Source organism: Patescibacteria group bacterium (assembly GCA_018819405.1).
Lineage (GTDB): Bacteria > Patescibacteriota > Patescibacteriia > UBA1558 > GWA2-36-10 > XYD1-37-29.
The window spans coordinates 357,932-379,295 of the sequence record JAHJQF010000001.1 but is presented as its reverse complement, the minus strand read 5'-3'; the positions used below and the strand labels follow the sequence as shown (position 1 = coordinate 379,295).

21 protein-coding genes are annotated in these 21,364 nt (G+C 34.3%); 3 read left to right on the top strand and 18 right to left on the bottom strand.

The genetic code is table 11. From position 1 onward, the window contains the following. Complete coding sequence (tadA, locus tag KKH39_01970; protein ID MBU1202789.1) at nucleotides 1-1,731, bottom strand: Flp pilus assembly complex ATPase component TadA; 1,731 nt, start codon at nucleotides 1,729-1,731, stop codon at nucleotides 1-3. A 110-nt stretch (nucleotides 1,732-1,841) separates the two neighbouring features. Between tadA and KKH39_01965 the strand changes: the two genes are divergently transcribed. After that, nucleotides 1,842-3,323 (top strand): glycosyltransferase family 39 protein, encoded by a 1,482-nt coding sequence (locus KKH39_01965; protein ID MBU1202788.1) that lies wholly within the window; start codon nucleotides 1,842-1,844, stop codon nucleotides 3,321-3,323. A gap of 38 nt (nucleotides 3,324-3,361) precedes the next feature. Here the strand turns inward: KKH39_01965 and KKH39_01960 are convergent, their stop codons facing one another. The 7 genes from KKH39_01960 to KKH39_01930 form a co-directional block, all read right to left on the bottom strand. Then, complete coding sequence (locus KKH39_01960; GenBank protein ID MBU1202787.1) at nucleotides 3,362-3,952, bottom strand: hypothetical protein; 591 nt, start codon at nucleotides 3,950-3,952, stop codon at nucleotides 3,362-3,364. A 44-nt stretch (nucleotides 3,953-3,996) separates the two neighbouring features. After that, nucleotides 3,997-4,359 carry a hypothetical protein gene (locus KKH39_01955; protein MBU1202786.1) on the bottom strand — a complete coding sequence of 121 codons (363 nt, stop codon included), beginning with the start codon at nucleotides 4,357-4,359 and terminating at the stop codon, nucleotides 3,997-3,999. A gap of 1 nt (nucleotide 4,360) precedes the next feature. Beyond that, nucleotides 4,361-4,813, bottom strand: coding sequence for a YbhB/YbcL family Raf kinase inhibitor-like protein (locus KKH39_01950; protein MBU1202785.1), 453 nt, complete (start codon nucleotides 4,811-4,813; stop codon nucleotides 4,361-4,363). Nucleotides 4,814-4,824: 11 nt separating this feature from the next. After that, nucleotides 4,825-5,376, bottom strand: a complete 552-nt coding sequence (locus tag KKH39_01945) for a hypothetical protein (GenBank protein MBU1202784.1) — start codon at nucleotides 5,374-5,376, stop codon at nucleotides 4,825-4,827. A 111-nt stretch (nucleotides 5,377-5,487) separates the two neighbouring features. Continuing rightward, a complete protein-coding gene (locus tag KKH39_01940) occupies nucleotides 5,488-7,647 on the bottom strand; it encodes a heavy metal translocating P-type ATPase (GenBank protein ID MBU1202783.1) in 2,160 nt (719 codons plus the stop codon). A gap of 11 nt (nucleotides 7,648-7,658) precedes the next feature. Further along, nucleotides 7,659-8,990, bottom strand: a complete 1,332-nt coding sequence (locus tag KKH39_01935; protein MBU1202782.1) for a sulfite exporter TauE/SafE family protein — start codon at nucleotides 8,988-8,990, stop codon at nucleotides 7,659-7,661. A gap of 7 nt (nucleotides 8,991-8,997) precedes the next feature. Continuing rightward, a complete protein-coding gene (locus KKH39_01930) occupies nucleotides 8,998-9,279 on the bottom strand; it encodes a metal-sensing transcriptional repressor (GenBank protein ID MBU1202781.1) in 282 nt (93 codons plus the stop codon). Nucleotides 9,280-9,403: 124 nt separating this feature from the next. Between KKH39_01930 and KKH39_01925 the strand changes: the two genes are divergently transcribed. Continuing rightward, complete coding sequence (locus KKH39_01925; GenBank protein ID MBU1202780.1) at nucleotides 9,404-9,883, top strand: DoxX family protein; 480 nt, start codon at nucleotides 9,404-9,406, stop codon at nucleotides 9,881-9,883. A gap of 42 nt (nucleotides 9,884-9,925) precedes the next feature. On the opposite strand, the gene KKH39_01920 is transcribed toward KKH39_01925, so the two are convergent. The 3 genes from KKH39_01920 to KKH39_01910 all read right to left on the bottom strand — a co-directional run bounded on the left by KKH39_01920 (nucleotide 9,926) and on the right by KKH39_01910 (nucleotide 11,831). Next, nucleotides 9,926-10,357, bottom strand: coding sequence for a hypothetical protein (locus KKH39_01920; GenBank protein MBU1202779.1), 432 nt, complete (start codon nucleotides 10,355-10,357; stop codon nucleotides 9,926-9,928). 47 nt (nucleotides 10,358-10,404) lie between these two features. After that, entirely contained in the window at nucleotides 10,405-11,166 is a 762-nt protein-coding gene (locus tag KKH39_01915) for a hypothetical protein (GenBank protein ID MBU1202778.1), read from the bottom strand. A gap of 83 nt (nucleotides 11,167-11,249) precedes the next feature. Continuing rightward, complete coding sequence (locus tag KKH39_01910) at nucleotides 11,250-11,831, bottom strand: RNA polymerase sigma factor (GenBank protein MBU1202777.1); 582 nt, start codon at nucleotides 11,829-11,831, stop codon at nucleotides 11,250-11,252. A gap of 109 nt (nucleotides 11,832-11,940) precedes the next feature. Here KKH39_01910 and KKH39_01905 point away from each other — a divergent pair, with 109 nt between their 5' ends. Then, nucleotides 11,941-12,672, top strand: a complete 732-nt coding sequence (locus KKH39_01905; protein MBU1202776.1) for a histidine phosphatase family protein — start codon at nucleotides 11,941-11,943, stop codon at nucleotides 12,670-12,672. 30 nt (nucleotides 12,673-12,702) lie between these two features. On the opposite strand, the gene KKH39_01900 is transcribed toward KKH39_01905, so the two are convergent. The 7 genes from KKH39_01900 to KKH39_01870 all read right to left on the bottom strand — a co-directional run bounded on the left by KKH39_01900 (nucleotide 12,703) and on the right by KKH39_01870 (nucleotide 21,339). Beyond that, nucleotides 12,703-16,137: a hypothetical protein gene (locus KKH39_01900; GenBank protein ID MBU1202775.1), complete on the bottom strand. Its 3,435-nt coding sequence runs from the start codon at nucleotides 16,135-16,137 to the stop codon at nucleotides 12,703-12,705. Between the two features lie 99 nt (nucleotides 16,138-16,236). Then, nucleotides 16,237-17,682, bottom strand: coding sequence for a hypothetical protein (locus KKH39_01895; GenBank protein ID MBU1202774.1), 1,446 nt, complete (start codon nucleotides 17,680-17,682; stop codon nucleotides 16,237-16,239). A gap of 287 nt (nucleotides 17,683-17,969) precedes the next feature. Beyond that, nucleotides 17,970-18,212, bottom strand: coding sequence for a hypothetical protein (locus KKH39_01890; GenBank protein MBU1202773.1), 243 nt, complete (start codon nucleotides 18,210-18,212; stop codon nucleotides 17,970-17,972). A 4-nt stretch (nucleotides 18,213-18,216) separates the two neighbouring features. After that, nucleotides 18,217-18,531, bottom strand: a complete 315-nt coding sequence (locus tag KKH39_01885; GenBank protein MBU1202772.1) for a hypothetical protein — start codon at nucleotides 18,529-18,531, stop codon at nucleotides 18,217-18,219. Between the two features lie 10 nt (nucleotides 18,532-18,541). Beyond that, nucleotides 18,542-19,690, bottom strand: a complete 1,149-nt coding sequence (locus KKH39_01880) for a glycoside hydrolase (GenBank protein ID MBU1202771.1) — start codon at nucleotides 19,688-19,690, stop codon at nucleotides 18,542-18,544. 8 nt (nucleotides 19,691-19,698) lie between these two features. Beyond that, complete coding sequence (locus tag KKH39_01875) at nucleotides 19,699-20,934, bottom strand: glycoside hydrolase family 5 protein (GenBank protein ID MBU1202770.1); 1,236 nt, start codon at nucleotides 20,932-20,934, stop codon at nucleotides 19,699-19,701. Between the two features lie 3 nt (nucleotides 20,935-20,937). Then, complete coding sequence (locus KKH39_01870) at nucleotides 20,938-21,339, bottom strand: hypothetical protein (protein ID MBU1202769.1); 402 nt, start codon at nucleotides 21,337-21,339, stop codon at nucleotides 20,938-20,940. Nucleotides 21,340-21,364: the final 25 nt, after the last annotated feature.

The following is a 21,364-nucleotide window of genomic DNA, read 5'->3' as shown; positions in this document are numbered from 1 at the left end:
TTATTCTCTTTTAATTCTGAGCACCTCTTCAATGGTGGTCATGCCCAAAAGCGCCTTTTGCATACCATCTTCAAAAATGGTGACCATACCACTTTCTTTGGCTATCCTCTCTATATCACCTGATGAAGAATTTTTAATAATTGCGTCCTGTATCTTTGAATTATTTTCCAAAAGCTCAAGCACCGCAATACGCTTATCATAACCAGAGCCATTACACCTAGAGCAGCCCTTACCTTTATAGAAAGTCAATTTGGAAAAAGATTCTATTTTATCTTCTACCAATTTAAATTCTTTGAAACGCTTTAACATTTCATCTAAATTAAACTCTCTACTCAGACTCTTTAGCTGATCACTCTTAAGATGAAAACTTTCTATACAATTTAGACAAATTCTTCTTACCAATCTCTGAGCAATAACTACATTAAGGGTGGAAGCGGCCAGAAATGGTTCTACTCCCATATCCAAAAGCCTAGGCGGTGCACCAGCTGCATTATTGGTATGGAGGGTTGATAATACCAAATGACCTGTCAAACCCGCCCGGACGGAAATCTGAGCTGTTTCGTTGTCTCTGATTTCTCCAATCATGATAATATCAGGATCTTGTCTAAGTAGCGCCCTCAAACCATTGGCAAAATCATAACCGGCCTTGGGATTTACCTGAGTTTGATTGACCCGATGTACTCCATATTCAATCGGATCCTCAATGGTACAAATATTTACTTCTTCGGTATTCAAAATATTTAAAACTGAGTACAGAGTAGTTGTTTTGCCAGATCCTGTTGGTCCAACAACCAATATCATGCCAAAAGGCTTTTTAATCTGCCGTTTCATCACTTCTACATTGTGTTCCAAAAATCCCAAATCTTCCATACTCAAATTTTGAGCCTCATCAGTCATAAGCCTCATGACTATTTTTTCCCCATAAAAAGCCGGAATTACCGATACTCTGACTGACTCCTCTTCATCTTCTATTTTAAAAGAAAAACGACCATCTTGCGGCACGCGATGTTCATCAATACGAAGATTAGACAATATCTTGATACGAGCCACTAAGGCATCGTGCACTGAGGCTGGCAATTCTACCATGTCATGCAAATGACCATCTACCCTAAAACGAACTACCACGGCATCTGGTAAGGCTTCTACGTGTATATCTGAGGCTTGCTCAAAAAGAGCTGCTTCTAAAATTATATCTATAATCTTGATAATTGGGATTTCCACTTCTGCTGGGCGACCGTCTACTTTGAGTATCTTTTCATCCAATATTTTGTTTAATTCATCTTGAATATCTTTTTGATACAGCCTAGAAGCAAACAAAAAATTCTTGTAGCTAGTCAGATATGGCTCAACTTTTTTCTTACTCATTGATTTTACCGCCGAAATCACTGCTTTTTCTCTAGGATCAACAAAGGCTACCTTTAAAACATCTTTTTCCAAATTAAAAGGAATTGCTTTGGCTGATCTAGCGGTTTTTTCATCTATAATTTTCAAAACTTCCGGGTCAAGTTTTCTTTTTCTCAAATTCACATAAGGCACTTTCAAAAAATCTCCCACCAATTCATACAAATATCTGGCATTGACAAAACCGCGCTCAATAAGCACTTCTTCTACTCCTCTTCTTCTACGGTGAGCATTATCGTCAGCCTCTGCCCAGTCATCTTCTTTGATTACTTTGGCGTCAAGAAGTATTTTTTTTAGTTCCTCCTGAGTTATTGGTAAATGTGAAGCCATTTTAAATAATAAAAATAAAATTTATCATATAAATTATACCAGAAATAGGTATTTTAGACAAAGCAAAAAACTGTATAGCCAAATTTAAAAAAATTAGTTAAACTTAGAGAATGTTAAACAAAGAAAAAATAATCCATTATCTTCCCCTAATCTTCATAATCTCATTTGCTTATTGTTTTTATTTCTGGCAACTGGGCAGTCTACCAATTACTGCTTATGATGAAAGTATCTATGCCCAGGTCACTAGAGATACTCTAAACAGCGGGCAAATAATGACCCTGAAGCATATGGGCAACAACTGGTTTGAAAAGCCTCCGTTGTATTTTTGGCTGAGTATGCCAATGGTCAAAATATTTGGTGATACAGAAATAGCCTACCGTATAATTTCAGCTTTGTCGGCCATTTTTTCTGTATTGCTGATTTTCTTGATTATAAAAAAATTAAGCCAGCAAAAATATCTGGCTTTGTTATCATCTTTTATTTTAGCTATAATTCCGTTTTTCTACATTAGCTCACGACAAGTAAGGTTGGATACTCCTCTAAATGCTATCATGCTAGCCTCAGTATATTTTTTGATAGTAGGCTGGAAAAAAGAAAAATATCTTCTGACAATTTTACCTCTTCTTGCCTTAGGTTTTTTGATGAAAAGCGTCTCTATATTGGCAGTAATACCTATATTTTTTATATTTAGTTTTTTTTATAAAAAATGGAGCTGGTTAAAAAGTAAGTGGCTATGGATTGGTTTACCCTTATCTTTATTAATTGTACTGCCCTGGCATATAAACCAACATCTGGTCTGGGGTTCTGAATTTTGGCAAAAATATATTATTTGGAATGTTTGGGAAAGGGCTCAAGGTGGTTTTGGAATAAAAGAAAAAGTAGAATATTTTGCCTACTTAAATAAATTATGGAATTTTAGCCAACCATGGTGGCAAATATTTTTGCTTTCTATTATTATTTTCTTGATAATCAATAAATTTTATAAAGATAAAAAGACAAAACAGTTTTTTATGGTCAGCTTGTGTTCTGTCTTATTTATAATTTTATTTTATTCACTATCAAAGACAAAAATATCTACTTATCTCATACCCGCCTATCCCTATATAGCAACGGTAATTGGCTTAGCTTTTTATCGTTTATGGAAAATTAGCAAAAACAAACTTATAAAAATACTATATGTTATCATTTTTACTATTTTGGTTATTTATTCTATTTCTTTATCCATCGGACATAACGACAAAATCTTAAGAACCCTACATTATCAGTTTGACCAAAACCTAAAAGAAATAGGTCTAATTATTAGAGAAGACAACAAGCCAGAATTACCTTTGTATTTTCTTAGTGGCCCAGTACCAGATGTAATAAGTTATTATTCAGGCCACCAAATATATTGGTTGTATCCCGAAGAAGATAAAAATCAATATAATATACCTGGTCCGTCTTATATAATGCTAACTGATTATGTTTTTAGCAAATTATTTACTACCAATGGGCTTGATATAAAGCCTCAGTACCACAATATGCATCTTAGATATATAAAAGACCACCTTATGCTCTTATATACCGACTCAGATGTTACTATAGATTTATAAAAAATTCCCGCCGCGCTCAGCGCGGCGGGAATTTTTATTTATTTTCTCTTTTTAACTGCTTTTTTAACAAGCTTTTTTTTAGTTATCTTTTTCTTGACCACTTTCTTTTTTGGCGCCGGTACTTTTTTTATTTTTCTTTTAGCACCAAAAGAAGCCACTAGAGCATTTTCCAATTTCACAAAATCTTTGACCGCCATCTCAACCGAATGATTATAACTTTCTGATGAAAATATTGCTTTCTTTGTTTTAGTTAGCTTAGACTCCATTAAAACAGGCAATTTATACAATGACCCAAAAGCTGCCATGGCATTATTTTTTATCTTGAGCACTTCTCGAGCCAAAGTTTCACCCGGGATTTTGACCACTTTTATCGGTCTGCCACTAGCCTTGGAAATTACTTTCTGAAGTTTAACAATATCCAGATTATGATCGGCTGGCAAAATAACTACATAATAATCTTTATCTGCTTTTACCAATAGCGCCTTGGCCACTTCATCTACTTTCTTTCTCATGGTAGCTGCTGCATCAATAGCTGTATAAACTGTCCGGTGTTCCAACATATCGTGCTTGATACCTGCCTTTTCTAAATGTTTTATCACTTTAGTTGGTAACTTTTTAATTTTTTTCATATGTTTATTGCTTAATAATTAAGCCAAATTTATAATACTATATTTTAAAATAAATTAGCAAACCACCAAGGCGACTGCCCCAGATCAAGCTGCCAAAAAACAGCAAAAATAAATACTACCCACAAAAGCGACCAAGCAAAATATTTTTTGATTTTTTTGGCGTTTATTTTTAAGCCCATTTTTTTAAAATAATAAACATAAAAACTAAGCTCCTCTGAGACAATGTCTTCTCTGTCCTTAAACTGAGCTTTGGTCAAAACACAATTTTTAGCCGTTTTATCTTGTATTACAAATAATATAACTAACAATAATATCCACTGCCAGCCCAGCCAAAAAGGAGAAGATATAAAAACTAAAATCACTATTAGATGCGCCCAGAATACTAGACCAAAATCGTTTTTTGCCATATTAGTAATTTTCCCTATTATATAGGCCAATTAGTTCCGCCTGAGCCAAAATATGGCCACTCATAGCCGATTCCAGCTCATGCTTGTTACTTTCTCCATCAATATCCAGTTCAACGTCTAGAGCGTAAAGTTTGAAAATATATCTATGCTCACCATCTGGCGGACAAGGCCCTCTATAAGCGTGATTACCCCTAGTGTTTGGCCCTACTACGCCGGCTGGCTGTGTGTTTTCCGCAATAACTCTAGTAACACTAGGCATATTCCACACCAACCAATGATCCCAAACTCGCCCAGCCGGCTTGAGAGCATCTGGATCATCCATAATAAGAGTCAAACTTTTGGCTTCTTGAGGCACATCCACAAACTCCAAAGGCGGATTGATGTTTTTACCATCGCAAGTATACTTGGCCGGCATAGAAGTCATATGACCAAAAGCTGGGCTAATAATTTTCATACTACAAAAATTTAATTTTCAATTTTACAACTATTTGGGTTTTGTATCTTATCGGCTATCAGATAAATAGAGGTCAGAAGTAAAGCAAGCCCCACAAAACCTATCTCCTTTCCTTTGAAAGGTAATATACCCAAAAAGCCTGTCACAGCTGTATAACCAAATAAAGAAGATAAGACAACTGACCCGCATGAAGCACAACCCACGCCCAAGAGTCCTATTACTATGCCAAAAAATCCGGTTCCTACTGACTTTTCCAATTTTATCCGGCGCTTTAAATAAAAAATAAACATAGACAAATTGATGCCCGTCAGTATTGCCACAAAAAATAATAAATATCTACTAAACAGCGTAGAATTTGACTTAAAAAAATCCCAGACTTTTAAAACAGCTTTTAATCTGGGCAAAAACTCAGGTGGTGTATAGGAAAAAACCAGTTTCAAAAAAGGGATGCCTGGTATAAGAATACCCACCAAAAAAAATAACAAGGCGATAATTAAAGCTAAAATAATATAATCCTTTTTTGTAAAAACCAAGCTAAATGATTGTCGGATATTTTTATTCATTTTTTCTATTTTAGATAAACAAACTTAATTATTCATATAGATTATATCATTTTTAAGCGAAAAGCAAAAACACCTTTGCATTATGCTCAAGGTGCCTTTGCTTATGATATTTTATAATTTAGCCCTTTTAAGCCTCAGGGCATTTAAGACCACCGAAACACTACTAAATGACATAGCTAAGGCTGAAATAGCTGGATTCAAAAAGCCCAAAACAGCAATTGGTATACCAACACTATTATATATAAAAGCCCAAAACAAATTTTGTTTTATAGTTCTAAGTGTCGCTTTTGATAAATTTATAGCCTCAACCGCTTTTTCCAAATCTCCTTTGACTAGGACAATATCACCTGTTTCCACAGCTATATCAGTACCTGTACCCATAGCAATACCAACATCTGCCAAGGCCAGGGCTGGAGCATCATTAATACCATCACCTACCATTGCTACAAACTCTCCCTGTTTTTTCAACTCCTTTATCTTGGCTACTTTTTCATCCGGCATCAGACGAGCATAAAAATTATCAATACCAACCTCCTTGGCAATTGCTTGAGCGGTCAAAGAATTGTCACCCGTCATCATAATGGTAGTAATATTCATTTTCTTAATTTTTGCAATTATATCTTTGGCGTTTTCTTTTAATTTATCAGCTACAAAAATAACTCCTAGATATTTTTCAGTATCAGCCAATAATAACGCTGTCTGACCCTTGCCCTCCCCCTCTTTGATAATACTTTTTTCCGCTTCCGTAAAATCTATATTGTTTTCTCTAAGTAGAGAGGTATTACCCAAAAAATATTTCTTATTGCCCAGCTCTCCCTCAACTCCTCGGCCGACAATCGCCCTAAAATTTTTGACTGACTGATGAGAAATATTTTCCTGCTTAGCTTTTTTTACAATTGCCTTGGCCAAAGCATGTTCGGAGTTTTGTTCCAAAGAATAGGCAATCTCCAAAATATTTTTATCACCTTTTATCTCTACCACTTCCGGCTTTCCTTTTGTCAAAGTACCTGTTTTGTCAAAAACAATGGCGGTAATTTTTTTCATCTTTTCCAAGGCTTCTGAATTTTTTATCAAAATACCAAGCTTGGCTCCTCTACCAGTGCCTACTACAATAGAAATCGGCGTAGCCAGCCCCAAAGCGCAAGGGCAGGCAATCACCAATACCGTCACCATATAAAATAAAGCTCTACCAGCCTCAACACCCGTTGCCAGCCAACCAAAAAATGTAGCTATAGATATAGCCAATACGCCCCAGACAAAATAATTTGATATTTTATCTACCAATTTTTGAATAGGGGCTTTGGACATCTGAGCGTCCTGAACCATTTTTATAATTTGAGATAAAACAGTCTCAGAACCTATCTTCTCAGCCTTCATTATAAATACTTGTGTACTATTCAAAGTAGCACCGATTACTTTATCGCCGATTGTTTTTTCTGCCGGCAAGCTCTCTCCGGTTATCATAGATTCATCAATGCTGACACTGCCCTCCACTATGACCCCATCTACCGGCACTTTTTCCCCCGGCTTTACCAAAAGCTGATCACCTATCTTTACCAAATCTAGAGCTATATCTTCAGTCTCTCTAGTAGCCGTTACTTTATGAGCAATTTTTGGAGCCAGTTGCAAAAGCTTTTTTATAGCCTCTGATGCCTTGCCTTTGGCTCTAGCTTCTAAGTATCTTCCCAAAAGTATAAATGTAGTAATAAAGCCTACATCCATAAAATATGTTTTGCCGTGATTAACAAATAAAACAATATAAGCTGAATACAAAAAAGCTGTACCCGATCCCAGAGCTACCAAAGTATCCATATTTGGTTGTCTACGCCAAAGTGATGGAAAACCGACTTTATAAAATTCCTGACCTGTGTACAACAAACCAATAGCCAAAATCAACATAATAGTCATTTCACTCTTAATATCAATAAGAAAATCCAAAATTAAAATAAAAACTGTCAATAAAAAGGCTGCCACAAATTTTATTAGTCGCTGTTTTGATTCTTTTTCTGTATTATCAGCTATATGTTTATGTTGTCCGGTTTCTGACTGCGGTTTATCTGATATCACAGTCGCTTGATAACCGGCTTTAGCAATAACATCCAATATATCTTGCTCTGACACCACATTATTATCATATTCTACATTGGCCTGCTCCAAAGCAAAATTAACCGCACTATTTTTTATGCCTTCTTGTTTACTTAGTTTTTTTTCAATAATATTCACACAAGAAGCACAATGTATGCCCGTTATTTGTAGTTGTATTTTTTTCATATATTTGTTTATTACTCAACAATAAATTTACCCCTAACCATACCCATCCAGCAACTGAAGCTAATCGTCCCTTCCTCTTGAGGAATAAACTCTATTATATTTTCTCCGGGATTAATAGCCTGCTTTATATTTAGAGAAGGAACAATTATCTGGTTGGTGCAGCCCGAAACCTGTTGGCCGTCGATTAGCCATTTTACCGGGACGCCTTTTTGAATTTTAAAAACACTAGGCGTATAGCCACTATAGTCAACAACCATATTAACTATTTGAGTTCCTGATGTATTTTGTACCTGACTGATATTATTAGAATGCCAAAAATTTATATCTAAACCCTGCAAAGCTAGGCCCGATGACAACGTATAAAAAGCAAAAAAGAAAACCACAAAACCAATTGTTTTTTGAAGTACTACGGTCTTCATATTTTTGAATCTAGTAGTAGCTACACCCAAGCCAAATAGAACTGGCAAAGTGCCCAAAGCAAACAAAAACATAGTCATTCCTCCTACTATAAAACTACCTGATGACATAGCAAAAAGTTGCATACTCTGAGTAAAACCACACGGTAAGAAAAAAGTAAAAGCCCCCAAAACGATTGGAGCCATTACATGCTCTGATTGTTGAAGTTTTTTCCAGACCCTCATGCTCTTTTTTGGCATTCTGATACCCAAAGTACTAAGAGACGGCACAAAACCCAAAATATTTAAAGCCAACCAAAACAAAACTAAGGCTATAAAAATGGTAAACCAACTAGTAAAGTTTTGTGATATATTGACCCAAGAGCCAATCAAACCCAACACCCCACCTAAAATAAAAAATGTAAACAAACGACCGAGGTGAAATAAAAGATGGGGTTTTAAATTTCTATCATAAAATGTACCGCTGGCTTGATATTTAGTAGCAAATGACATAACCACTGCGCCCACTACCACTAGACAGGATGACATTGAGGCTACAATACCTATGATAAATGAGGCACTATAGTTTATTTCGCTGGTATCAACATTAAGCCAATCTAAAAGACCTATCCATTGTAGATATTTATAGACCAAATAAATACCACCTAGTAATAAAACAGCATAAAGCCACTGCTCAAAAGAAGCTTTATGTTTTTTGGACTTAATTGGCTCAAACGAAGCACTATAACCCGCTTCTTCAATTTTGGAAATTATCTCTTTCCATGGTAATTGTTCACCACCATGACCTATCTCGGCTGTACCTTTTTTATGACTTATATTTACATACTTGACTTCTGATGCTTCTTTTATGACATCTTTTATGAGCATTTCACAAGAAGTGCAGGTCATGCCTGATATATACAAAACTTTAGAATTTTTGTCTTTCATATATAAATTATTTGTTGGTTAATTTATTGAGCTGTAAAATTTCTTCAATCATTTCTTTCTGTTTATTTGTATTGCCTGAATTTATAGCTGATTTAAAACAACTATTTAAATGTCCCTCCAAAAGATTTTGGTTTATTGATTTTAAAAGACCAATAACTGCCAAATTCTGCTGCATAATATCCACACAATATCTACCGTCCTCTTTCATATCTATAATCTTGTTTATTAGACTACTGGCTTTTTTTAAGCTAATAAGAGTCTTGTCTTGATTTTTTTTGTCTTTTGTCATATTCTTAATAAGAATTATTATATACCTATACCTGGGGTATAGGTATATAATAGCATAAAATAAATAAAGGTCAATACCATGCTCCCCTTAATATGCTATAATAAAAGATAATTAATAAAAAACTATGCCAATAAAATATATTTTAGCTATACTTCGTATATTTATGGGCTGGATATTTCTCTGGACTTTTTTGGACAAGCTCTTTGGTTTTGGGTTTAGCACCAATCATGACAAATCCTGGCTCAATGGATCATCACCGACTCTAGGATTTTTAAATAGTGCCAAAGGACCTTTTGAAGAATTGTTCAATTCAATAGCTGGAACAGCTCCTGTTGATTGGCTGTTTATGATGGGCATGTTGCTTGTCGGTTTAGCCTTAATTTTTGGTATAGCGATGAAAATAGCCAGCTGGTCGGGTAGCCTAATAATGCTTTTAATATTTTCATCTGTTTTGCCACCAAAAAACAACCCTTTTATAGATCAACATATTATCTATATACTAGTATTAACCTATCTATGTTTGACCAAAGCTGGAGATAATATCGGCTTTGGCAAAAAATGGTCCAATATAACATTAATAAAAAAATACAACTGGCTTAAATGAAAAATACCCCCGTTTAGGGGGTATTTTTATAAGAGATATTTTTTATTCACCTGCCTGATTGTGCCAGCGACCAGACATATGTCCCATGTGTGAACCTTTGCCAATCCCCTGGCCACCAAACATAGCGTCTGGTAAACCAAGCTCATCTCTGACAGCTTGAGCTTCTTCCAATTTGCCAGCCATCATTAGCTCATGCATTTGAGCAAACTTATCAAAATTGCTCTCATTGATATAATCTGTAATATGTGGGCGACTATCAACTATTTCTTTCCAAGCCTGATAATCTCTATTTTCTATAGCGCTCACCATAGCATCACGCTCGGTTTGCATAGCCTGAAATCTTTCAGTATTTGGAGTCAACTGTCCTTCAACAGACGGATTGCCCCAATGAGCAGAAGCTATATTAGATACCACTAAAGTGGTGACTACTAGACCAAGAAAACTTGATAAGATATAAAGTTTATTTTTATTCATTAGCATTTTTCGATTAATTATTAGCTATGAAGCTGTCGACTTGCTTTCTATCTAATAATACGCATACCTCTTATTTTTCTTTCACCTGATGGTGGGGGTGGTAATTCATGCATCCATCTCATGCCTGGCATAGACAAAAACTGTCTAGCTTCAAAATGCTCGCTATCTACCATTTGGCCAAGCATCCTTATCATATCACCAGCCATTATATCAATCTCCTGTGGTGTGCTAGTAGAAATATTAGATACATACCAAATATTACCTTCAATATCTCTGATAATAGCCTTGTCCTCTTCAACTTCCAATACTATCCCTGCTAAAAACCCTTTGTCGGGAGCCGCCCAAATCTTTTTTCTAGCATTAAATACATCTTGATAAAATGGCACTCTTCTATTCAGACTATCTTCTATAGCCTGACCAATACCTATTTGATGAAATATAGCTCCAAAAAATATACTAGCTACCACACTATATATTACCAATTGTCCCACTGAAAAACGATAGCCTTTTTTGGTGTGTTTTATATTGTAATAGCCCACCAAGACAAAAAGAGCCAGAAATATCAACCATAAATATGGCAAAGTAGTAATTATAAATTTAAACAAACTACCACTTATCTCATTATAAACATCCCAGTCATTAGTAATCATCATATGAAGAATCACTGCAAAAGATAAGCTACCAATGACCAATGAAGCAAAACCAAAAAACCACACTAGATAATTTTGTAACCTAAAATACCAACGTGGTTTTTGTCTGACGTCTTTTATTTTTTGTAACACTTCACTTGATAAATCTCTTCCTGACATATATTTACCCGGCACCTTTTTATATATAGTGCTGGAAATTAATAATTTATTATATGATTATATTATTTAAAAAGGTGCGGGGTTTATAATTGAATGTTTGATTTTTTTAAAACATCTCTAAATTGCTTTTTTGCTCTATTGATAAGAGTAGCTACCGTACCCATTGGTTTTTTCAAAATATCAGAAATTTCTCGATAATCTTTTTCTTCCAAAAATTTTAGTATTAATACCTCACGATATTTAATATCCATTTTTGACAAAATCTCTCCAATATTCTCTTTCAAAAAGGCCAAATCTATATCTTTTGAAATGTCGGCATCTCCAACAATATTATTTATAAAATCATCATTATCAAAATTTATTTCTTTGGCTCTGGCCTGTTTCTTACGAAAATTACTAATAACCTCATTATGAGCAATACGATAAATCCAAGAAGAAAATTTTAAATCTTTGTCAAAAAAATTTAAATTTTGATAAGTTTTTATAAATACCTCCTGGATCACATCCTCGGCATCTTCTAGGTTTATTCCTGAAATCCTACGAATATACCTGATCAATTTTGTCTCGTATCTTTTTATCAAATACAAAAAATTTTCCTGGTTGCTTATGGTTATTTCTACCAGTTCTTCATCTGATAAATTGTCCACGTTGATTTTATCAACCATAAAAAAGCATTTATACTAGATACGTAAATATACTATAGTTTCTTTCAAAAGCCAAATTGCAATTTACGCCAAAACATACTAAAATATAGAAGAATATTAAACAAAAAATATGGATTTTCATTTTAAATCACCTTTTATAAACATGGATAGACGCAATCCTTCTGTCAATCAGCAGACTCCTTATGGTAAAACACTCCCCATAATAAACGGACCCTATACCAGAATCTATTTAATACGTCACTGCCACCCAAATTATTTGCTAAAAGACAAGCTGGGTGACGAAAAAATGCCCTTATCTGATATAGGTCAAAAACAAGCCAAATTACTAATAAAAAAACTAGAGCAAGTAAAACTAGAAAAAATATACGTCTCTGAATTGGTAAGATCCAGACAAACAGCTGAGGCTTATGCCAAAAAACATAAAAAGAAAATTTTTACTGACGACAGATTAAATGAAATTGACTGGACCGACTGGTATAAAATAAAATATTTTCGTATGAGCGAAAAAACCAGAAGAAAAAATATCAAAGAATATAGAAGGATGAATAAGGAATTAGAAAAATTTCAAGAAAAATCTAGAAGAATGCTCTATGATATCTACAAAAATAATCAAGGTAAAAGAATTGGATTATTTTGTCATGGCAATCTAATCAGATCCATAATAACTAGTATATTAAGTACGGACATTATAGGTTTTTTATCTATGGAAATATACCAATCATCTGTCACCAAATTAGTAATAGATAGAGATGGATATATAAAAATAAACTATATAAATAATATTTCCCATCTACCTCACAAGCCCAATGAAGATCTATTTTTGGCAGCCTTAAACCAATAAAATAAATACCTCCTTATAAAGGAGGTATTTTTATGGTGATAATATTGGCGGTTCGTCTATGCTTCTACCGCTATCTGGCATGCACCAGGGATCTTCATAAGGATTATCTGAACAAAGAGGGCGCAATAATATCCGACCATCATAGTCCGCTAAATCTAAAGTCTCTATAGTCTGTCCAGCATTGATTGTAGGATCTTGACTACCGTTGATTTGCCTGAATTGCCCAAACAGATCCACATTTTTACTAGTATTTGTATTATTGACTATTACAATACCATTTTCAAAATTTCGGCGCCAAACAAGATTATTATCTACATAAGCTGGCCCAATTGGCTCGCCCAAATAACCTTTGCCTACAGACATGTTATCAGTTGAAAAAGCTGTTTTTGGATTAACCCAATATTCATCAAACCACCAAGTATTTCGATTACTATTTAGCGGTTGAGGATTATAATAAACTCCAGCGATAATACTTGAGGTCATGCCAAAACGGTGATATTTATAAAAAGGAGCGCTGCCTGGAAAATAATTATTAGCAAAAAGATTATCATTTAATCTCGGCGTTAGTGAATGCTCCTGCCAGTACAAAAAACTATGAATATAACTAGGATTAAAATAATTGCTGAATGTACCATAATTAAAGGTCTCCTCCCACAAATTACCATTATAATCACTGTGGTTTGGACTACTACCGTTTCCTACTGTTAGTATATTTTGTCCTAATGCTGCTCTAGTTTTTTGCATTTGATCGTGCATACCATCAGTCCAGATTTGACGGGCTTTTGCTGAATCAATAGTATTATTAATATCTTCATCTATACCATCAAAATCAAAATCACAATATTGCTCAAAAATACCAGGGTCTCTAACATAATCGTATAAAAACCAAAAAGATGTACCAACAACGTCCCACCATATACCATCAAAATAATTAAGACGATCAAATATATCTTTTTCCATATGTTCAGCTACTATTGTGTTATAATTTGATCCATTATAAATATTATAAAGAATTGAGTAGGGAAAACTCGGGCTATAACAATAAGTCCCTATATTCTCTGAGCTCTGTAAACGAAGACTTGGGTCCAAACGATCAGCAAAAGTTTCATAGGCTACACCACCATAATCTTGATGACCAATTGCATCTTTATATAATAGTAATACAATCTGTGGATTTATTGCTTTTATATTACGGACAACGGACGGGACAAGAAACGATGCTTTTGAAAAAGAAACCATATCAAATTTAGATAAAAAGTCTACTTCATCCTGACTAGGAGCATTTTCCCACCATAGGCGAGAAATTTTAGGATAATTGTTGTTTTGTTCTGGTAAAATTCTATATTGTCTAAAAAATCCGTAATCATCTCCTTGACCCGACACACTGCGACACTTTATAGCTACAGGCACTGGCTCAATTGGATCGGCGACAGCGATATTAATGCTATGGAAAGTACCACTGCCTGCTGAATATGGTAATTGATCGTACAAATCTGGAGTGCTGCCATAGCGGCAAGTCATATTACTAATAGTATTAAATTGCACACCCAGGGAATTTGTATACCGGACAAAATATCCATCAGGACTAACAATATTTATTTTATTGCTCAATATATTAGCCTGGCTACTTATCTGACCTTCATTAGTATTAAAGATTGCACTCACGGTATCCCCTTGATTTATATTTCCTGAATATAAAATATCATTATTAGAAAACGGCGCTGCCCTTTTATAATTTTCTCTAATTTCATCAGCAGACAATGGTTTATTTAAAATCCTAATTTCATCAATTATTACATTTGGATTGCCAATCTTAAAATTCTCCGTACCCATAACCATATTTGGGAAATCTCCCTCATAATCACGGCGGGCTATTTGTTCACCATTTAAATAAAATTTGACTGACTGTTCTGTCACTGACCAAGTAGCTGACATCATAAACGGCTTATTGGCAGCTAGCTCAAATTTTCCTGTGCCTGTTTGGGCAGCATTTGGCCAGCCCCTATCACCATCATACAAAGTAAAATTAATTAAATCATTGCTGTGTACCAATAGATATAAAGCGTCATTATTTTGTAAATTTTTGTAACTCAAAATAAATGGGTCACTATCAAAAACCGAACTTGATATATTTTCTTTCATAGTCAGCCATATATCTAAAGTCCCCTCATTTATGTTTATATTACTTGCATTGAGATATTCAACTCTGCCTGACATACCTTGACCAAAACTGGTATCTGAGTAAGTGATATTTTGATTTGCTACAGCCTGTTCATTATTGACTGTATTTGTATTACCATCATAATGAGCCAAAAAAATAGTCGGAGAAAAACCTCCTTCTACTGACTGACCGTTTATTTTCCATTGATAAGCTGAACCCTCTGGTACATCTGATTGAGCAACAATTATACTATCTTTATAAGGATTCAAAATTGAACTACTGTATATTGCCTGTGGGTCATCTGGGACTCGCTCCAATAAACATTGATTGGTACAAGTATAGCCACTTGGAGCAGAACCATCACATTGCTCTCCACTTTCTATAATTCCGTTACCACATTGAGGCTGGACAGGGTTTGTGACATTACCTCCCCCATCATCACCTGATTCTGAATCATCAACCACTAATTTACAAAATAAGTTACAAGTATAACCGCTTGGAGCAGAACCATCACACTCTTCTCCACTTTCTATAATTCCGTTACCACATTGAGGTAATATCACTTCTCCTCCATCATTGCTATTGTCTGAAGAATCATCACCTGAGTTTTCCGCTGGGTTGTCAGAGCCATTCCCTGAGTCAGGTGGTGTAATAACATTGTCTATTATATCAAAAGACGAAACTGGAATCCTAGCTAAATCACTATTACTAATACCTAACGATAAAAATCTCATGATTTGATAAGCCGCTTCACCGTCTCTCAAATAATATCTTTTACCATCATTGGGATTGATATACCAAGCCTGACCTCTTTTTTGTACCTGAAGGACTATCCTACCTTTCAACCTATTAGCTAGAGCATAGTCATAATTTAATCTACCAAGTCCCAAAGGATTATAATTGTTCAAAATTTCAGTACCATCATCATAACCATCATTATCTGAATCATTATCATTAAAATCTGTCTCTAAGCCCTCTTCTAATTTATTGCACAATCCATCGCCATCATTATCTATACACTCAAAACGTTTTTCCAGGCCAACCGGAATTTTAGCCAGATCATCATTGCTAATTCCCAAACCCAAATTAGCCATAACACTATAAGCTACCGTGCCGTTTTTCATATAAATTCGAGCATCTTCGGTGGGATTTACATACCAAGCCTCTCCATTTTCCTGCACCTGGAGCAGTATATATCCCCTCAATCTTGGTAATAAATCAGAAAAACCGGCTGATTGGCCAGCTTTGACATAAAAAATCCCCGAAAATAGGATAATAATTGTAGTTAAGATGATTTTTTTCATAAATAAACAAAAAATTGGCTGACCCAATAATGGGCCAAAGCCAATTTTTAACTTACTATACTAACATAATAGCACAAAATATATCTTTTGTCAATAAAGTCAAAACACCTCTTTCATAGAATCTAATATGAATTGAGAAAAAATCGGCCCTAGATATTGATTACCTGTTTGATTAATCTGTGAATTTGGAGAATTATGACTTATCAAATAATCATATTTCAAAAAGTTGTTTTCATCCATAGTATAAGACCTAAAATCAAATACTTTTATATTTGAATGATCCTTAGCATCTTCTGTCAGCCAATTCTGCCTAAGCCAATTGGAAAAATCAGTAGCTCTTTGAGCGTTTTGATCTCTGGTACCACTGCCCGGGGAATAAAGCGGATGACGAGGTGGCAGTGTCCAGACTATAAATAAATTTTCTGGATATCTAGCCATTTCATCTCTCAGAGCTCTATACTGAGCTTTATAATTTTCAATTGATTTTCTCTCAGACGCAGCTGATGGCGAATTGGCATCCAACAAAACATTTGAAGCTTCATAAGAATGATTAAAAATTATTACATTATACTTTTCAGTTAAAGTATTCAGACATTCTATGCCTTCTTCTGTTGAATCACAAGCTCCATTTACCCAGAGGTTCCAAAAATCATAAGGATAATTGGACCAAGCATACGGTACGTCAGGAAAATCACGCTCCACAATACTCAAGACTGTCTGATTATTTTTATTATAATTTTCAAACCAACCATCAACCTGACCTTGCTCATAAATATCCCGACCCAAGGCATGGGTAAGAAAAATAATTTTTTGATCTTTTAATTTTGGTTGACTTATAAGTGGCAGATTATCCTCTACTGTACCCAGATAATAAACCGATAATTTATCTTCTTTATCCAAAATATCATCGCCATTTGGATAATTATCCAAATCATATCTTGAATAGACAAAATCAAAGTCAAAATTATTTTTGATAAAGGTACTTGTGTCCAAAAATTTTCTTTTTTGGCCATTCTCAATATAATAATAATTACTAGTGTTACCCTCTTGAACTAAAGTACCAGTTGGTAAAGTGTCTGATAAATCTTCGCCTTTTATATAACTTGATGAAAAATATCCAGGAATAATATCTTGAATCTGCTTTGACCAGTCCATGCCAAATAAATTTTCTGCTGTCTGGGTATCTGCAATCCAACGCAACACTCCTTTTGGCTCTACGGCATAAATTTTGGCTGTATTTTGATGGGTAACAAGACGGCTACCGGCCCGATAGGGCATGACTCCACCATCCTGATAAAAATCTAAATCTTGAGTGTTTACCTTTATAACATCATCAAAATTTTGATACCAAGTAAAATAGGTTTTGCTATCCGGAAAAACATATTTTTTGTTATCAGATCCTACAAGATAAACCGCCGAATTCTCTACTCCATCCAAGGCTAAAAGAGTACCAGCCGGATAAGCTAGTTCTTCTTCTTGCGCATTAGAATAAAGAGGTAAAAGAAACAAAAATATTAAAAATATAAAGCTTAATTTATTTTTCATAATATTTATTATTTATTATGTAAAACAATTATAACATTTATAAAAATAAAAAACCATCCATCAATCTTCTATGTGTTTAGCATAAAAGCATAGGATGATTTTTGATAGACATCCTTCAATCTATAGTTTTATTTGCTTAGTCCCCAAATGTACATACCAGCAATAAACATGACTGAAACAAAAACGACTACGACCAGAATTTCCCAAAGATTGAATTCTTTTTTCTTTGACATATTTTTGCCACCTTAATGATTATTTGTTTTTATAATACCACAAATCACAAAAATTCAAAACCAGCCACCGCCAGATGATGCCCTTTTTTCTACTGTATAGCGACCGTCACTATTTTTGATCAAAGTATAATTTTTTCCTTTATCATCTTCAAATTGAGCCGAGCCTTTTATCCTGGCCTGTTCAAAAAAAACACGCGCTTCTTCTCTGTCTATTTTTAAATCTAAATAATCAATGCCATCTTTGGCATCAGCTTGGCCACTTACTTTGTAGCCATAAACATCTCTATCATTTATCATATATTTAAATAAAAGATACGTATAAAACAATTATAATAATAAAAAATAAAAATAAAAAAGTATAACCCAAAAGATTCATAGCTTCTTTTACTTTTTTTTGCATGACCAAATATACTGGGCGACCAAATACTATCAGTCCAGTAACAGCGGCCGAAAACACGAGGATTGTCAGCATTAAAGCAGTAGTCAAAATATTATCTGCTTCTTTATTGCCATATTTGGCCATAAAAGAAAAGAAGAAACCTATAATCAAACAATAGATTACTACCCCCAAGGCCTGCAACAGCCCCAAAAAAGCTGGTGATGTTTTTTTGTTCATAGTATTTTGATTAATTATTATTCAAAAATTTATAAGCTAGAATATAAGTAGCAGCATTCCAAGACTGTCCGGACATGCCCATAGCTTTTAGTGTCTTGCCGTCAAAATGTTCATTAAACTGCCAATTGTTTTTTTGATTTAGCTCAGCTAATTTTTGTAATTGATCTATTGCTTGTTTATCTCCTATAATTACTAAAAGCATCACCCAAAAAGATCCTATAAATGGCCAGACTCCCCCGTTGTGATATAAATCTACTTTATTCTGTTTCAGATAATCCATATAAGACCGCCACATTGGATCACTTTTTTTTATTGGTTTTAATACAGCTTTTATAGGGAAAGGGCTATTAGCTTTATGTTTTTTTAAATAATCAACAATCTGCTTTGATTTTTTTAACTCTGACAAACCAACCATCGCCGCCAAAATATTACCAAAGACATCATCTTCTGTACCTACAAAACTTCTGTTTACAAAACTGGGATATAATGGTCCGTTTTGTTTATTTTTGATACTAGCCAAAAGCTTTATCAACCTAATTTCGTTTTTTGGTGCTATAAAATCTTTATCAAAAATATAATTAAAATATTTTTTGGTCTTATCGGCATCAGATAAGTTATAAAGTTTTTTGACCCAATACCACAAAGCATTCGTATACAAAACAAAACCGGAACGCGGCATTAGATCTGCCCAATCACTTGCCTCAGGCTGAAGCAACAAATAGAAATTTGGATGCTCCTGACACTGGAGCCAATTGATAGCTTTTTGTATCTGCTTTTTATATTTTTTTTCTAAGTTATATCTTGTATTTTGATCAAAAAATTTGATAGCAATCAACCACCAAAGACTTGAATCTACTGAACCAAAATAATAAAAATCTGCCTGCTTTTTATCGGTTTGTACCAAATAGGGAATCTGCCCATTATCCGCCTGATATCTGGCTAAAGTATCCAAACTTTGTCTGGCACTGGCAATTAGCGCCCTGTCTGATGATACAACCATACCCAAAGAGCATATAGAAGCGTCACGACCAAAAACGGATAAATAATTTCTCGCTTTGGCCTTGCTAGATTTTGAGCTGGCCGAGATACCATGTCTATCGGAATTTTTCTTCAGTAGAGCCACTGACTTTTGATAACAAATTTGCAAAGTATTTTCCATGCAAAAACTTATTTTAATCTATTTTTAAAAACCTCGTAAGTCTGTTTTGCCACTGGAGTAGAATTACCTTCTATTAATTTCATTAGACCAGTAAGAGGATGATTAATTCCTTCCCCTTCCCCTTCTATCAACCTAAAATAATACGCTTCCACAACCGGTAATTCATATATTTTGTCTAAATATCTTTGTAGCTCACTAGCTTGTACATTTTCATCATATGCATCTATTCTAGTATCATCGGCATTTGGTCCACCAAATTCAGTAATAATCACCGGTAAATTACGAGTATTCAAAGTGCCCAAAGCTTCCATATACTCATCCCAATACTGAGGATCATCATAAAAATGCACATCAACCATATCATACCTAGCATTTTTAAAAACATAGGCTACTCTTTCATACATAGCTATAGTATCGGGATTATCACACCAAGCTTGCCTTTGACTGCTAGAGACCAGTTGGCCAGTCTTATAATAAAAAGTATCCAACAAACCTAGCTGGCAGCCCGCCAAGTATAATAAAGGATATTTTGTTATTGAGCCCAGCGACACCTCTGTCTCTGGCGAGTGCTTTTTGACTGCCTCATAAAGTATATTGGCATATTTTACATAGTCCTGTCCTGTGCCTACAAAATGATAATCAGAATCCCATTCATTTTGAAATTGTATTTTAGCTATTTTACCAGTATATCTTTTTGCTATTGCTTCTATGTATAAAGCAAAATCGTCCTCATACTGTATATCAAAAATACACGAATCTTTATTGGCCTGTTTCTGATCACAATACCAAGCTGATTTTCCGTCTTTTACACCCACTGGTTTTATAGTTAATATAAATTCTTTTCCGCTGTTATATATCTCATTTATTCTAAGATCCAAACCTGACCAGTCATATTGTCCTTGAGATGGCTCTCTTAATATCCAATTATCCCAGATACGAGTTTTGTCTATATTTAAATCGTCCATTTTACTCAAAGAATATAAAAGAGCTTCCCTAGATGGCATAGAAGTATTCAAACCAAATATATCGCGCCCATCAATTGGATTATTAGGCACATCTGGATTGGTATTTGTATTGTTATTGGTGTTATTATTTATCTGTGTTGGGTTGTCATTTATAGTCCAACTATTATTATTTTGACGGTTAGAAAAATTATTTACTAAAAATTTTTTTAACCTCGGCACTCTAGCAGACAATAAAAATATAATTAAGATAATAATAAATAAAATAAATACTTTTTTCATATTTTAAATTTTAAAAATAAAGTCTAATAATATACCCACTATTAAGGCTAGGCCTGACAATATAAAAATAGCATAATAATTCCATTTTTCTTTGGATGAAACAAGGGTCTTTAAAATATAAGCCAGAGCCTCTTTGTCGTCACCTTCCAATTCATCCAAAGTGTTTTTATCCAGCTTTTCTCTTAGCCTATGATCTACAATCAGCGAGGCTCTTTTTTTGGAAACATCAAAACGATGAATAAAATAAATAATAAATCCAACTGTACCTATATACCAAAATATTTTTACCCAAGTGGTACTATAAAAATTCAAAACTATAATAATCCGATAGGCAAAAGTAGCCACTATACCAGCCCAGAAATAAAATAGTCTGAGTGCTTTGGGACTTGCTTTAACTTGTTCCATATATTTAAAATATAATATTTAATAA